This window comes from Vibrio sp. CB1-14, assembly GCF_040412085.2.
Classification (GTDB): domain Bacteria; phylum Pseudomonadota; class Gammaproteobacteria; order Enterobacterales; family Vibrionaceae; genus Vibrio; species Vibrio chaetopteri.
The window spans coordinates 1550331-1563386 of sequence record NZ_CP115920.1 but is presented as its reverse complement, the minus strand read 5'-3'; the positions used below and the strand labels follow the sequence as shown (position 1 = coordinate 1563386).

Sequence of the window (13056 nt, the reverse complement as noted above, 5' to 3'; positions counted from 1 at the left end):
CAACATTGGTTTTGCCTATTGGAAGAATAACCACATCCAGTTATCTCTCGCACAGCAAAGCACGTATCTTATCGACATATTGAATTGCTATATTGAACCAAACGAGATTACCCATGACCACCAAAGCACTCATTGTCGAGGGAGGCGCCATGCGCGGCATTTTCGCAGCCGGCGTACTCGATGCATTTTTAGAGCAAGACTATCGCCCTTATGACTTTGTTCTCGGCGTCTCTGCGGGTGCTTCCAACCTACTTAGTTACTTAGGCAATGCACCAACTCGAAGCTATCAAGTCATTACTGAGTTGGCGACCAGCAAACAGTTCTACAACCCACGTCGATTTGTTTCTGGCGGCCATTTGGTCGATGTGAAATGGCTCTATGAAGAATCTAATCGCCGATTTCCTTTGGATCTGGAGCGCGTGTTTACATCGGCTCCTTTTATCGCTGCAGCCACCAATATCGCCACTGGCCGTCCCGATTACTACGAAATCACGCCAGACAATATCGCCAAGGCTATTGAAGCCACCGCTTCGCTGCCCCTTGCCTACAAAGAGACTCCTTGTTTTGATGGCGGCTGCTACACCGATGGCGGCGTGGCTGATTCGATTCCAGTACGTGAAGCTTATCGCCGCGGAGCAAGAGACATCACTGTGATTTTATCGCACCCTTTAAGCTATGAAATGCCAAAGCCTAAAGCAGGTTGGCTAATGAAAAAGTTATTCACGAAGCATCCAAACATTGGGCTAGCGCTGGCAAAACGTGCTGAAAACTACAATGACTCGCTGCTGTTTATTAAAAACCCACCCAAAGATTGCGTGGTTCGAGTCATCACCCCAACCGAGGACTTTCCTGTGCAGCGCTTAACGATGAAAAAAGCTCTACTCGATAAAGGCTATGAAATGGGTATGGAAGAAGGGCGAAGCCATGTCAATCATCTGACAGGTAAACTCGAGTATCGACAGGAAGAGTGTCACTTTTGCTAATAATGGATGAGTAAGTATGCCATCATAGTTACTCACCCACTATAAATAGGAAGTTTTCTTGATGCGTAAATCTGATAAGAAAATTGATAATCTAATCAGAGAAGTGTTGACCGAAGTTTGTGAAGGTACGCTAAAAAACTACGAAGGTTTTCTTTGGGTGACTCACACGGTCAAATTCCAGTCCTTCCCACAGAGCTTACAAATTATCTGTGTATTCGAATCGAACCAAGATAGAACCAACTTTTTGACAAGCGATGGCCAGCAACACGTTTCAACTAGCATCCAAAATGCGTTTAATCAGGTTGGCGTACAAATAAAAAACGTGGGTAAGCAAATCAATTACGAAACACGTTAAAAGTTAAATTACGCGAAAGAGACATACGGTATGAAGAAGCAACAAAGTCCCTGCATTGGCGTCTGTAATTTTTCAAGTTCCAAAGGATGGTGTTTGGGTTGCGGTAGAACTCGGGAAGAGTGCCAAAAATGGAAAAACATGAAGCCTTACGCAACAAAGGCACTTCAGAAGGAACTTAAAAAGAGATTGTTGCAAACGAATGCGAGTAGAGATAATTGAAAACTCCCAACTTAAATCTGCCCACATTCGAGTTCGCCAGCCTAACTCGAAAATGACCCAGCACCAATATTTCCGTCATTCCTGCACAGGCAGGAATCTAGTCACCGCGAGTAATTGCTTCGGAGTTAAACGTGGTTTTGCCCCATTATGTGCAAGCACCAGTCGGGGCTTCTCTTACATGGGCTATCAAATGACTTAGTTTTACTAATAGGTGAAACTTGGAAAGTTAGTGGAGTTTTTGCCGAGCAACGATGTTAATTCAGTCACTTCGTTAATTGACCAACAAGACGAGCGGATTGACTCGCCTTGTTGGGTTGGTGGGTTCAATTGCTTACAATTTTGTAAACTCTAAAGTATAAGAATTAGGCATATCAAGGAAGATGTTTTCACCGTATTTCCAGTGATTTAATGTCGCTGAGAAATTGCCATTCTCATCTAACTGAGTGGTCATTTTTAGCAGATATTGGCTCGGAGATTCAGAAAGAGAACCTTCATTTTCATTGTTCATCCAGTTTCCATTACAGTAAACGGTTAGGATTAGATCACCAGCATTAAGGTACATCAGATCCATATCGACTCGGTCAACGTCGTGATCCCAGCACATAATACGGTTTAGAGCGCTACTATTTATATTGGTTGACTCTGCAAATTCGAAGTTACTACCTCCATTGAATAGAAGTTCCATCAAGTTTTCGGGCAAATCACTACTTGTTACATTCCACGTACTTCCGTAATAACCTTCGGTGAACGCAGGAACAGTATTGCTGAACTCTGTACCATTAGCTTTTATTGATTGTGTGGTGCGGTTTATTCCGTGAACGGCAGTTACAGGATCAACAGAAGCTTCTACATTCATTATCTGTGTAGGGCCAAACGACGCTTCCAAGCTGTGAATATCAGCGACTGGTGTAATTGGCTTAAAGGTTGTTTGTGCTGTTAAAACACCTGTCGACTTGTTTTGTACCAAGCTTTGAAGTATCACTTCTTCAGGTGCACCACTGGCGCTTAGATGAGGAAGGTTTAGTTGAATGTCCGCTTGACGGTTACTGTCATAACGCGCAGATATATCAAGAGGTACAGTGATGGAGCTAAATACCTTTTGAGTATCTGACTCTTGTGCGTCCTCATACACATATGCTTCGCTGAAGTTCCCCCAACTTACAGGGTTTACTTGAGAAAGCAAACGGATGGTTGCTGGTGTGCTTTCTTTCGCTGAAGCTTGATCGCGCCAAATTGGAACCTGGTCAATGATTGAACGATTACCGTCAGCAGCTAAATAACTACTTTGAACTTGGTTGTATGGTGGTTGATCTAATTCAATGCCTGACTTATTAATTGCATTCCAATCTTTGCGAATATCTGTGCCTTGGCCACCATCAAGAGTCCAATAGTGCTCACGTTCTTCGTAGTAAGCCACATAGTCCATAGCTATCGGGAGTGTGATTTCGCCGTTTGGCTTCTTGTACTCAGTCATTAAGTCTTGATTTACAGCCCCTTTGGTCGCGTCCGTATAATTGGTGTACTCACGAACTTGATACATGTCGACACAAACGTCCAAAGCCTCGCTTTGTTCTATTTTGTCGAACTCGCTTTCTAAGTCGCAATATTCATCATACTGCCTTTTTTGACTCCAACCACCTTCAGTGCTAGGGTCACCCTCGTTGTAGAGCTCCTTCATTACGATAGAGTGTCGACCACTCGAAGTTTTTGAGTAGCTACCTTTAGCAAGCTTTTCACCTTTGAAAGCAAAAACGCTATCCTGGTTGTAATCAAATTCCCAGTATGTACGTTCAGTGATCTGGTCATCATTCCAAGCTTTATCTTCGGTATAAGTCTGCAGCAGCGCGTTAAGATCTGGATTGCCTTCAGTGTCAAGTAACCATTGCTTACCCTCATAGCGCTCTACAAGATTGCCTTGGTTGTGCTTAGCAAGGTAAATGTACTCTTCATAACGATTGATGTACTCTCCAGTATGATAAGAATACTGGTATACATTCCAAACAACAGGCTTAATGATTTTCCATTCACTATAGTTAGGATCGCTTTTTAGTTGCTTTTTGATTTCAGTTGCTCGCTGCCTCCACTGCTTAATTTGTGCAGCTTTAGCTCTTATTCTGGAAGTAATATCATCTGAAGCATTGAGATAGTTGCCAAACAAAACTTCATCAGCAACATCTGTCATTTCATTCAGTTCTTTCACTTCTGAAACCGCTCGTTTCAAAACGCTCTCAAGATCTTCAACTTGTTTGTTACCATTCAGGGTTACTTTATCTGCCACTTGAGAAGTTAGTGGAGAAACAATAACGTTGTTTTTATTAGACGTAAGTGCTAGATAGCTTTGATAGTCAATAGTATCTTCCGCGACTTGTATTGCAGTTGAAGCTGAGAATATTACTGGTGTATTTTGGGTCAGGGCACTGGGCGTAATTACGGTAATAACAGCAGTGTCAAGATTCGCACTGTCTTTTTCCGATACGTCGAATGCAAATTTACCACTTGTATCTGTTTGGGTTTGGTAATTAGAACTACAGCTTGTAGTTGCATCGAAATCTAAACAGACCTGCGACAAATTCAACGGAGTAGTACTAATTGCAGTACCAGCCACCTGGGTGGTTGTTGGGGAAGTAATTTCGCCAGCATCACTGCTATCACTACCGCCCCCACAGCCCGTAATAGCACCAGCAAGAATAGACAAAGCAAAAAATTTTGTTGTTTTCATTATATTTCCTTGGTTTTAAAGCTGTCTAGATGGTATTTCCACGGGCTCTCACTTGCATCGCAAATAGTATTATTTGCGTTTTCTATCACACTATGCGCATAGTGGGTATTTTTGCAATGAATGAATCAGCTACTTGCAGGGGTGTCATTATATGCAACGGTGCTGGATTTTGTGACGAATTGTAGATATTAGCGAGTGATTTGTGGCAGTAAAGCCGAAAACTTCACTAAGCGACCAGTTCATACTTAAAGTTATCCGCATTTTCCTAATTTAAATGATAATTCTAAGTAACTTTTGTCCAAAAGTGAGCTAGAAACCATGTGAGGCAATGTGAGGCAATGACAGTCAACGGCAGCACCCAAATAACGTTTCGGTAAGCGTGTTAGGTAGATTCCGCATCGAGTGCGGAATGACGAGAATTTGGGCTGTACCGCCAATGTTAAAACGTTGCTATTCCTATCTCACTATTCGAGACATAGAAGCACAAATCTGAACCAACAATATTGTCCATCAACACCTACCTTCTAGTCTTCAGACCAAAAAATAGCACTCATAGAGTGCTATTTTCACTATTTAAACAGCAACACCTTCAAGGCTGCATCCGGGTCTACATCCGCGAACTCTTTAGGATTTGGTAAACGCTCGACAAAACTCAACTGCGGCGCTTCCTCAGCCATGCCTTCAATCAGAAAATCCGGAGTAACCGCTGGCGAGTTAACACACGCCATCACCTCACCATTAGGTGTCATCAGCTCATTTAAACGTCTTAAGATCTTCTTATAGTCTTTGGTTAGCGCAAAACTGCCCTTTTGAAATGACGGTGGATCAATCACGACAATGTCATACGGGCCATATTTTTTGATTTTCCCCCAAGACTTAAAAATGTCGTGGGCAAGAAAGCTCACTTGGCTAAGATCGTGGTTGTTCAGGCGATGGTTGTCGCGCCCTTTGTTGAGCGATGAACGCGCCATATCGACGTTAACCACATGCTCGGCACCACCAGCTATCGCCGCGACTGAAAAGCCACAAGTGTACGCAAATAAGTTAAGAACACGCTTACCTTCCGCTTTAGACTTCACCCACTCACGACCATTTCTCATATCAAGAAACAGACCGAAGTTTTGGTTGCGACCAATATCGAGTTGATACTGACAACCTAGCTCTTCAACCACAGGTTTGTTATTGAGTTCACCCCAAAGCACCTCTGAAGGCGCGCCATCGCTGTATCGGTGTTGCAGTACTATCGCTTTACCTTGCGCCTTTTCCCAAATAGTTGAAACCGCTAACTCCATTAAACCTTGTTGCAGTGTCGTTAGGAACATCTCATCAACAGGCTTAAACAAGTTCACCAACAACTGATTCGCTGCCCAATCACAAGTCAATTGCTCTAAACCAGGGAAACACTTACCACGGCCGTGAAACAAACGGCGAACCTCAGTTGGCGAAGAAGCTAAAGCGGACTTGACTTGTTCGAAGAACACCCCCAACTTTTCGGCCTGCATCACTTGACCTTGTGGCTCTTGATTGTCTTGTGATGAAATCATTTCTTCGGCCATACTAACTCCCACGGTTTAGACCATTGCTCAATTGCACTATTCAAAGCTGCGCTGTTCCATTTACTACCTAGTTTTGCGTTTCTTGGATCGCTGATAAACTCATACGCTTGATTAAAAAGGGTAAAGCGCAGCGCGTAAGCATGAAGATAGCCGCGATCAACGCCTGTGCTCTGGCCATAAATGGGATCACCCACAATCGCAGAGCCCACTGATTTAAGCGCCACGCGAATTTGATGAGTTTTTCCTGTTAATGGCCGACATAAAAATGCCCGCTCACCTTCTTCGCCTGCTGAGGAGAAGAACTGTGTCACTGCCGGGTTATTCTTACTTGCTACCAACTTCCAAGAAGCACGACGAGAACGTTCCATATCCCCTGAGATTGTACCCTGCTTTTTCTTCGGCTTTTTGCTGCCAATCGCCAGATAGAACTTGTCCATTTGACGTTGCTGGAACAGTTGCGAGAACTCGGCGGCCACCTCGGAGCGTTTGGCTAGGATAAGCAACCCCGAAGTCATTTTGTCGAGGCGATGCACCAAAAATAGAGGCGGACAACCAAGGAAGGTCGCCACTTCTTGCACCAGCATGGTATCCCCGTCATCTTTGTGAACACTAACACCCGGGTGCTTGTTGATGACCACAAAATCATCATTTTCAAACTGAATATCGAACATGAAAGGCGTAACTTTGAATTGTTTGGCTCGGATGATACACAAAAGCTGCCCGAAGAGCAGCTTTTGGTTTTCTGATAATAACTGATCAGAGGAAAGGATAAGCAAACACGATTAAGATTGCCGCCGGGCACACAAACTTCACATACCAAGGCCAAATTTTCCAGAACCAGGTCTGTTCAATTTCTGGGTTGCCTTGTCTGATTTCCTCAAGCAGTGAGTTACGGCTCCAAATCCAACCAAGAACCACAGCCCACACCACGCCAAGAAGCGGCTGCATATAAACCGTAGAGGCGGTCGCTACTAAGTCGAACAAAGCATTAAAGTTAGCAGCAATAATAGCGCTACATAGCAAAATAGTGCCGCCCAAGATCTTGGTTGCTTTGTTGCGAGACATCTTCGCTTCTTCTTGAAGGCAAGACACTGGCACTTCTAACATAGCAATAGAGGATGTTAATGCCGCGATAACCATAAGGGCGAAAAACGCAATACCAATGACTTCACCAGCGAGCCCCATGGAATCAAATAACGCTGGCAGTACCACAAACACCAGGTTACCAGAGCTAATAAGCTCACCAAGCTCATTGAAAATCTGCACGCCATTTTCTTTAGCAACAAACATAGCGGGAAGAATCAGCAAACCCGCCATAAACGCGACACCTGTATCGATGATCGCCACCTGCCCCGCCGTTTTCGGAATATTGATGTCTTTACTTAAGTAAGAGCCGTATACCATCATTGCGCCTACGCCAAGTGACAATGAGAAAAACGCCTGGCCCATTGCGTTAACCACAAGACTAGCATTTAAGTGGTTCCATTTCGGCACGAGATACATTTCCAGTCCGTCCATAGCGCCATCTTGGGTAAAGATGTAGCCAATTAGAGCAATGAAAAGCACAAAAAGAACTGGCATCAAACGAGATGACCACTTTTCGATCCCATCGGAAACGCCGCGTCTAACAACGAACACCGTCATCAACATGAACAGCACAGTTAAGCTTACGTTACGAGCTGTGCCGAACGTCACTAGCCAGTCAGCCACACCATTTAGCCCAATAACATCAGCAATCGGCGCAAGACCAAAACCGATTAGCCAGCCAGCTAGAATGGCGTAAAAGCTAAGAATCATGGAAGCAGTGAGCAGCGCGATAACACCGAACATGGCAGCCACCGGCTTATTTTTCACCCATATTTTGCGAAGCGATGCAATTGGGTTTGATTGACCATAACGACCAATTGTCAGCTCAGCGATCAACATTGGAAACGCCAACAGCGCCATCATAAACAGGTAAACCAGCAAGAATGCCGCTCCACCGTTGGTCGCCGTTTGGGTTGGAAAGCCCCACACATTACCTAAACCTACTGCACTCCCCGCCGCAGCCATTATAAAACCAAAGCGGGAAGTGAATTGTCCTCTATCGGAACTTGTCATTGTTTCGTACCAAACCGTCGCCCAGCGACGTGAAATGTAAAGTTGGCTGTCCTTGATACAAATAGCAACGCAAACCATCACTAACTAGCAATCATTGTTCCTTGTGCGAAGTCTTAGCAGCTCCCAAATTAAGACTGTACAATATAATTTACAGTGCATTTTTTATAGGAGTTTTGCGAATGGGTAGCAAGTAAAACAGGTAATCTTTACAATTGGAAGGCCAAAACTATTATCTGGCTATTTTGCATTCTATTTCACTATAGTTCGGCCACTAAACCATCGAATGTCAACGTAATGACCTCCCTAAGCCATACTTTGCTCTAATCAGTTCCATTGCTATAAACTTTTATCTCACGTTTGTTAACTCTTAGTGCTCACAGCAGTGACTAGTTATATTTGACAGACAGTTAACTATTCCAAATACTTGATTCTGAGATTATTATTTCCAAAACTGTCTTTCTATCGAGGCTAAATGGACAAGGTTTATCACTTTCTAACACTCGCAGGCATTGGCTTGTATTGGATACTCGTTGCCGGTGTGACATTGCGGGTCGTGCTCAAGCGGCGTGCAGTCAGTGTTTCTCTTGCGTGGCTAATGGTGATTTATATCATTCCAGTGGTCGGCGTGATTTGCTATTTCATGTTTGGTGAGCTCAACCTTGGCCGTAAACGCGCTGAACGCGCTCGCGTCATGTTTAAGCCCTTTGAAGAGTGGTTTTTTGAACTAAACCATTGTAATGCTCACGTACCCGACAATATGGGTACGCACATTTCTAAGATCGATAACTTGTGCAACAAGCGCATGGGTATTCCCGCTTTGTGTGGCAATGAACTGCAGTTGCAAACCACCCCACAAGAAATCTTGCTCTCGGTCATTGATGATATCGAGAACGCCAAGCACAGCATTCGAATGGTGTTCTACATCTGGTACCCTGGTGGGTTGGCTGACTCAGTAGCGGCGGCACTTATCCAAGCATCAAAACGAGGCGTAAACGTCAAAGTTTTACTGGATTCGGCAGGCAGTCCAACCTTTTTCCGCAGCCACTGGGCAACCATGATGCGCGATGGCGGCATTGAGTTAGTTGAGGGGCTTGAGGTTTCACCATGGCGTATTTTCTTGCGTCGTTTGGATCTGCGACAGCACCGTAAGATCATCGTTATTGATGATGAAGTCGCCTATACGGGCTCTATGAACATGGTCGATCCCGCATACTTCAAGCAAAGCTCTGGGGTTGGTCAGTGGATTGATATTATGGTTCGTATTGAAGGGCCAACCGTCAATGTGCTCTCTGCTATTCACTGTTGGGACTGGGAAGTAGAAACCGGTGACCGCCAACTACCTGTGCAGCCAGAATGCCAAATCGATATTCCAGAGGATTCGAAACCGGTTCAAGTCGTACCATCGGGACCAGGTATGCCAGATCAGTTGATTGGTCAGGTGCTCACCATTGCTATGCATCAGGCAGAAAAGTCCGTGCGCATCACCACGCCTTATTTTGTACCAAGTGCCGATCTATTAGAAACCATCAAAACCACAGCACAGCGCGGCGTTAATGTTGAACTGGTGATACCGAAAAACAACGATTCCATGATGGTGAAATGGGCATCACGCGCTTTTTACACGGATCTGCTTTCCTCAGGAGTGAAAATCCATGAGTTTGATGGTGGTCTTTTGCATACTAAATCGGTGGTGATTGATGAGCTATTTTGCTTAGTGGGTACCGTCAATATGGATATGCGCAGCCTTTGGCTCAACTTTGAGGTAACACTTGCGGTCGAAGACCCAGCCTTCACACTCGAAATGCATCAGCTGCAAAGCCACTACATCGAGAGCGCTGAGTTAGTCGACTACAACAAGTGGAAACAACGCAGTATCTATCACCGTTTCTTCGAACGACTGTTCTACCTGTTCAACCCACTGCTCTGATCATAAGGACAGAAGAAGGCCAAAGACTTGCAACTCTTTGGCCTTCATGGTTTATTGCTGTTATCTAAGCATTAATCTCAAACACATTGCGGTTTGAATACAGACAGGGATCCTTAATGTCAGAAAGCAAAACCACCAAATTTGTCACCGCTGGCCGCGATAAAAAGTGGACAAATGGCGTCGTGAACCCGCCAGTACAACGTGCCTCTACCGTTGTCTTTGATACTGTCGCTGAAAAGCATCACGCTACGGTGAATCGCGCCAATAAGACCCTGTTTTATGGTCGTCGTGGCACCAATACGCATTTTGCTTTCCAAGATGCGATGACGGAAATCGAAGGCGGTGTTGGCTGTGCGCTCTACCCATGTGGCACAGCGGCTATCTCAAATGCGATTCTTGCCTTTGTCGAGACCGGCGATCATATTCTCATGGTCGACACTTGCTACGAGCCAACTCGTGACTTCTGTGGCAGCATCATGAAGAAAATGGGCGTAGAGACCACTTACTATGACCCAATGATTGGCCAAGGTATTAAAGATCTTATCCAGCCAAACACCAAAATTCTGTTCCTAGAATCCCCAGGCTCTATCACCATGGAAGTGCAAGACGTTCCAGGTATGGCTAAGATCGCTCATGAGCACGACGTGATTGTTATGCTGGATAACACGTGGGGAGCAGGCGTCAACTTTTCTCCATTTGAGCATGGTGTCGACATTTCGATTCAAGCCGCGACCAAGTACATCGTGGGTCACTCAGATGTGATGCTGGGTACCGCTGTTACTCACGAAAAATACTGGGATCAACTACGCGAGCAGAGCTACCTTATGGGTCAGTGTGTTTCTCCTGATGATGCGTATCTTGGCCTGCGTGGCATCCGCACGCTGGATGTGAGACTGCGTCAACACGCTGAAAACAGTTTAAAGGTCGCTGAGTGGTTAGCCACGCGTCCTGAGGTGGATCATGTTCGCCACCCTGCTCTTGATACTTGCCCTGGCAGCGAGTATTTCAAGCGTGACTTTACTGGCGGTAACGGCTTGTTCTCATTCGTGTTGAAATCGAGCTACCCACGAGCGACTACTGCGCTACTGGATGGCATGAAACACTTCAGCATGGGTTATTCCTGGGGTGGTTTCGAAAGCCTTATTCTCGCCAATGAGCCAAAGAGCTTTAACTCACTGCGCACCGTCGCCAACCCGAACTTTGAGGGGACTCTCGTTCGTCTTCATATCGGATTGGAAAGTGTCGAAGATTTAATAGAAGATCTAAAAACCGGTTTTGAGCGCTATAATTCGGTGATTCAAGAGAAAACCGTTACTCAATAATGTTTGTTTAAATGGCTTTCAGATTGAAAGCCATTTTTTTACTAAAGGAAATCCGAATGAGACTCAAAGCCGACGTCGCCATCTTAGATATTCTCGGTCATTTGTTAATTTGGTTGATATTAAGTTTCATCACTTTTGGTATCGCACTGTTCTTTTTCCCTTATTCTTTCTCCAAGTTCATTCTCAACCGCACCTATGTGGTCGATGATATGGGAAGAGAGCGAAAAATGGATTGCGATATCGATCTGTTTAGCGACCTCGGCCACGTGCTATTGTGGTTTGTGATATCGATACTGACGTTAGGCATTGGCTACATTTTCTATTTCTATCGTGTGTGGAATTATGCGCTCAACAACACCCGCGTAGACTAACCTCATTTTGGAAACACAAAAGGCAGGGATTCTCCTGCCTTTTCTCGTTAGTAGTAACTAACAGTTGGATCAACACATTGATAAATTTGACCGATACTTGCATCATTCAACAATAATTGGTGCACTAAGCGTGCAACTTCGCTGCGATGAATCGCACCATGAACTTCCACATGTTGAGACAATTCCCCTCGCTCTGTCACCTCACCATCTTTAAGTCCGCCCGGTCGTAGAATAGTGTAATCGAGTGAACTACTCGCCAGCCACGCTTCCGCTAACGATTTCTCTCGTACTGCAGCTCCAAAGCCTACTCGCGCACGCTCTGAAAGATACTGCCATGAATCTCCGCATCCTAACGAAGTCACTAATAACAGACGATTAATGCCCTGCCTTTCCAGAGCATCTACTAAATACCTGTGTCCAATGTAGTCTACTGGTTTGTCTGACCGAAAACTGCCCATGGTAGACAACACAACAGCGTCCTTTGGCAATTGCGAGACCGCAGCTTCCACTGCGTTAACATCTGTGGCATCACAGGCAATAAGCTGTTGGCAAAGTGAGCCTAGGCTTTCTTCTTTCTGTGGATTTCTCGCTATACCAACAACATTGAAATCCTGACTCGCAAAATAACGCACCGCAGCAAGTCCCAGCCCACTGCTGGCACCAAAAATCACAATTGTTTTCATTTTTCACCCCTTTTGATAATGCGAACAATTTACATCATCATCAGGATAAATCTATAATCTGCATCAAACAACGCGCCTTTGTGCTCAAATCCATCCATGCTAAGGTAAGCACTTAGACATGGACACGTCGATTAGGAAACCCAATATGAACTCCCCTTCTCTCATTCTTTACTACGTTTACGATCCGATGTGTTCATGGTGTTGGGGCTATAAACCTACGTGGGAGGCTATCAAAGCTTCGCTGCACGACGACGTAGAAATCCGCTACGTTTTAGGTGGGCTGGCTGAAGATACTGATACGCCGATGCCCCTTCAGATGCGAACTCAGATAGCTGAGTACTGGCGCAAAATTGAGAGCTACTTGGGAACCGAGTTTAATCATGATTTTTGGACGCTCAACGAACCAAGGCGTGCTACCTATCCAGCTTGCCGAGCGATTATTGCTGCTCGTGCTCAAGATACCGAGTTTGAAATGTACGCGGCGATACAAAGTGCCTACTATCTTGAAGCGAAAAACCCGAGCGATAATTCCGTACTCATCGACATCGCGACCGAAATTGGTCTAGATAGGAACCGCTTTACGCGAGATCTCACCGCTCAAGAAACACAACAAGCTTTGCTCCAAGAGATCGCTTTTGCTCGCAGTATTGGCGGCAACAGCTTCCCTTCGCTATTTCTATCTAAAGGTAACGCAATTGTGGAGCTGCCAGTCGATTACCAACATCCTGAAGTCACTGTGTCACAGGTACGCTCGATAGTAACCTCTCACTAACTTTTTATTGTTTGACCATCAATATTACAGTCTGCTGCTTTTTAGGGGT

At 45.0% G+C, this 13056-nt stretch carries 12 protein-coding genes; 7 read left to right on the top strand and 5 right to left on the bottom strand.

The genetic code is table 11. From position 1 onward, the window contains the following. The first annotated feature begins 113 nt into the window (after positions 1-113). The 3 genes from PG915_RS07085 to PG915_RS07075 all read left to right on the top strand — a co-directional run bounded on the left by PG915_RS07085 (position 114) and on the right by PG915_RS07075 (position 1557). Positions 114-983: a patatin-like phospholipase family protein gene (locus PG915_RS07085; protein WP_353498477.1), complete on the top strand. Its 870-nt coding sequence runs from the start codon at positions 114-116 to the stop codon at positions 981-983. Positions 984-1044: 61 nt separating this feature from the next. Then, positions 1045-1338, top strand: coding sequence for a Fis family transcriptional regulator (locus PG915_RS07080; protein ID WP_353498476.1), 294 nt, complete (start codon positions 1045-1047; stop codon positions 1336-1338). Positions 1339-1368: 30 nt separating this feature from the next. Further along, positions 1369-1557 carry a DUF1289 domain-containing protein gene (locus tag PG915_RS07075; RefSeq protein ID WP_353498475.1) on the top strand — a complete coding sequence of 63 codons (189 nt, stop codon included), beginning with the start codon at positions 1369-1371 and terminating at the stop codon, positions 1555-1557. A 331-nt stretch (positions 1558-1888) separates the two neighbouring features. Here the strand turns inward: PG915_RS07075 and PG915_RS07070 are convergent, their stop codons facing one another. The 4 genes from PG915_RS07070 to PG915_RS07055 form a co-directional block, all read right to left on the bottom strand. Next, on the bottom strand, positions 1889-4276 hold the full coding sequence (locus PG915_RS07070) for a hypothetical protein (protein ID WP_353498474.1): 2388 nt from the start codon (positions 4274-4276) through the stop codon (positions 1889-1891). Positions 4277-4845: 569 nt separating this feature from the next. Next, positions 4846-5778, bottom strand: a complete 933-nt coding sequence (locus PG915_RS07065; RefSeq protein WP_353498679.1) for a class I SAM-dependent methyltransferase — start codon at positions 5776-5778, stop codon at positions 4846-4848. 38 nt (positions 5779-5816) lie between these two features. Then, positions 5817-6503, bottom strand: coding sequence for a TIGR01621 family pseudouridine synthase (locus PG915_RS07060; protein ID WP_353498473.1), 687 nt, complete (start codon positions 6501-6503; stop codon positions 5817-5819). A gap of 85 nt (positions 6504-6588) precedes the next feature. Beyond that, a complete protein-coding gene (locus PG915_RS07055) occupies positions 6589-7932 on the bottom strand; it encodes a sodium-dependent transporter (RefSeq protein WP_353498472.1) in 1344 nt (447 codons plus the stop codon). A 472-nt stretch (positions 7933-8404) separates the two neighbouring features. On the opposite strand from PG915_RS07055, the gene cls reads away from it, so the two are divergent. The 3 genes from cls to PG915_RS07040 all read left to right on the top strand — a co-directional run bounded on the left by cls (position 8405) and on the right by PG915_RS07040 (position 11552). Continuing rightward, the gene (gene cls / locus PG915_RS07050) at positions 8405-9859 is read left to right on the top strand and encodes a cardiolipin synthase (protein WP_353498471.1); all 1455 of its coding nucleotides are present in this window, start codon (positions 8405-8407) and stop codon (positions 9857-9859) included. 116 nt (positions 9860-9975) lie between these two features. Further along, a complete protein-coding gene (locus tag PG915_RS07045) occupies positions 9976-11181 on the top strand; it encodes a cystathionine beta-lyase (protein ID WP_353498470.1) in 1206 nt (401 codons plus the stop codon). Positions 11182-11237: 56 nt separating this feature from the next. After that, positions 11238-11552: a DUF6693 family protein gene (locus PG915_RS07040; protein WP_112461530.1), complete on the top strand. Its 315-nt coding sequence runs from the start codon at positions 11238-11240 to the stop codon at positions 11550-11552. 47 nt (positions 11553-11599) lie between these two features. Here PG915_RS07040 and PG915_RS07035 read toward each other — a convergent pair whose 3' ends face one another. Beyond that, on the bottom strand, positions 11600-12235 hold the full coding sequence (locus PG915_RS07035; RefSeq protein WP_353498469.1) for an SDR family NAD(P)-dependent oxidoreductase: 636 nt from the start codon (positions 12233-12235) through the stop codon (positions 11600-11602). A 145-nt stretch (positions 12236-12380) separates the two neighbouring features. Between PG915_RS07035 and PG915_RS07030 the strand changes: the two genes are divergently transcribed. Then, a complete protein-coding gene (locus tag PG915_RS07030) occupies positions 12381-13007 on the top strand; it encodes a DsbA family protein (protein ID WP_353498468.1) in 627 nt (208 codons plus the stop codon). The last annotated feature ends 49 nt before the right edge of the window (positions 13008-13056 follow it).

Excerpts from the sequence above, each read along its gene's own strand:
- PG915_RS07085 (WP_353498477.1), top strand. The coding sequence starts at position 114 with ATGACCACCAAAGCACTCATTGTCGAGGGAGGCGCCATGCGCGGCATT.
- PG915_RS07030 (WP_353498468.1), top strand. The coding sequence starts at position 12,381 with ATGAACTCCCCTTCTCTCATTCTTTACTACGTTTACGATCCGATGTGT.
- PG915_RS07035 (WP_353498469.1), bottom strand. The coding sequence starts at position 12,235 with ATGAAAACAATTGTGATTTTTGGTGCCAGCAGTGGGCTGGGACTTGCT.
- cls (WP_353498471.1), top strand. The coding sequence starts at position 8,405 with ATGGACAAGGTTTATCACTTTCTAACACTCGCAGGCATTGGCTTGTAT.
- PG915_RS07055 (WP_353498472.1), bottom strand. The coding sequence starts at position 7,932 with ATGACAAGTTCCGATAGAGGACAATTCACTTCCCGCTTTGGTTTTATA.
- PG915_RS07060 (WP_353498473.1), bottom strand. The coding sequence starts at position 6,503 with ATGTTCGATATTCAGTTTGAAAATGATGATTTTGTGGTCATCAACAAG.
- PG915_RS07040 (WP_112461530.1), top strand. The coding sequence starts at position 11,238 with ATGAGACTCAAAGCCGACGTCGCCATCTTAGATATTCTCGGTCATTTG.
- PG915_RS07045 (WP_353498470.1), top strand. The coding sequence starts at position 9,976 with ATGTCAGAAAGCAAAACCACCAAATTTGTCACCGCTGGCCGCGATAAA.
- PG915_RS07075 (WP_353498475.1), top strand. The coding sequence starts at position 1,369 with ATGAAGAAGCAACAAAGTCCCTGCATTGGCGTCTGTAATTTTTCAAGT.
- PG915_RS07080 (WP_353498476.1), top strand. The coding sequence starts at position 1,045 with ATGCGTAAATCTGATAAGAAAATTGATAATCTAATCAGAGAAGTGTTG.
- PG915_RS07065 (WP_353498679.1), bottom strand. The coding sequence starts at position 5,778 with ATGCAGGCCGAAAAGTTGGGGGTGTTCTTCGAACAAGTCAAGTCCGCT.
- PG915_RS07070 (WP_353498474.1), bottom strand. The coding sequence starts at position 4,276 with ATGAAAACAACAAAATTTTTTGCTTTGTCTATTCTTGCTGGTGCTATT.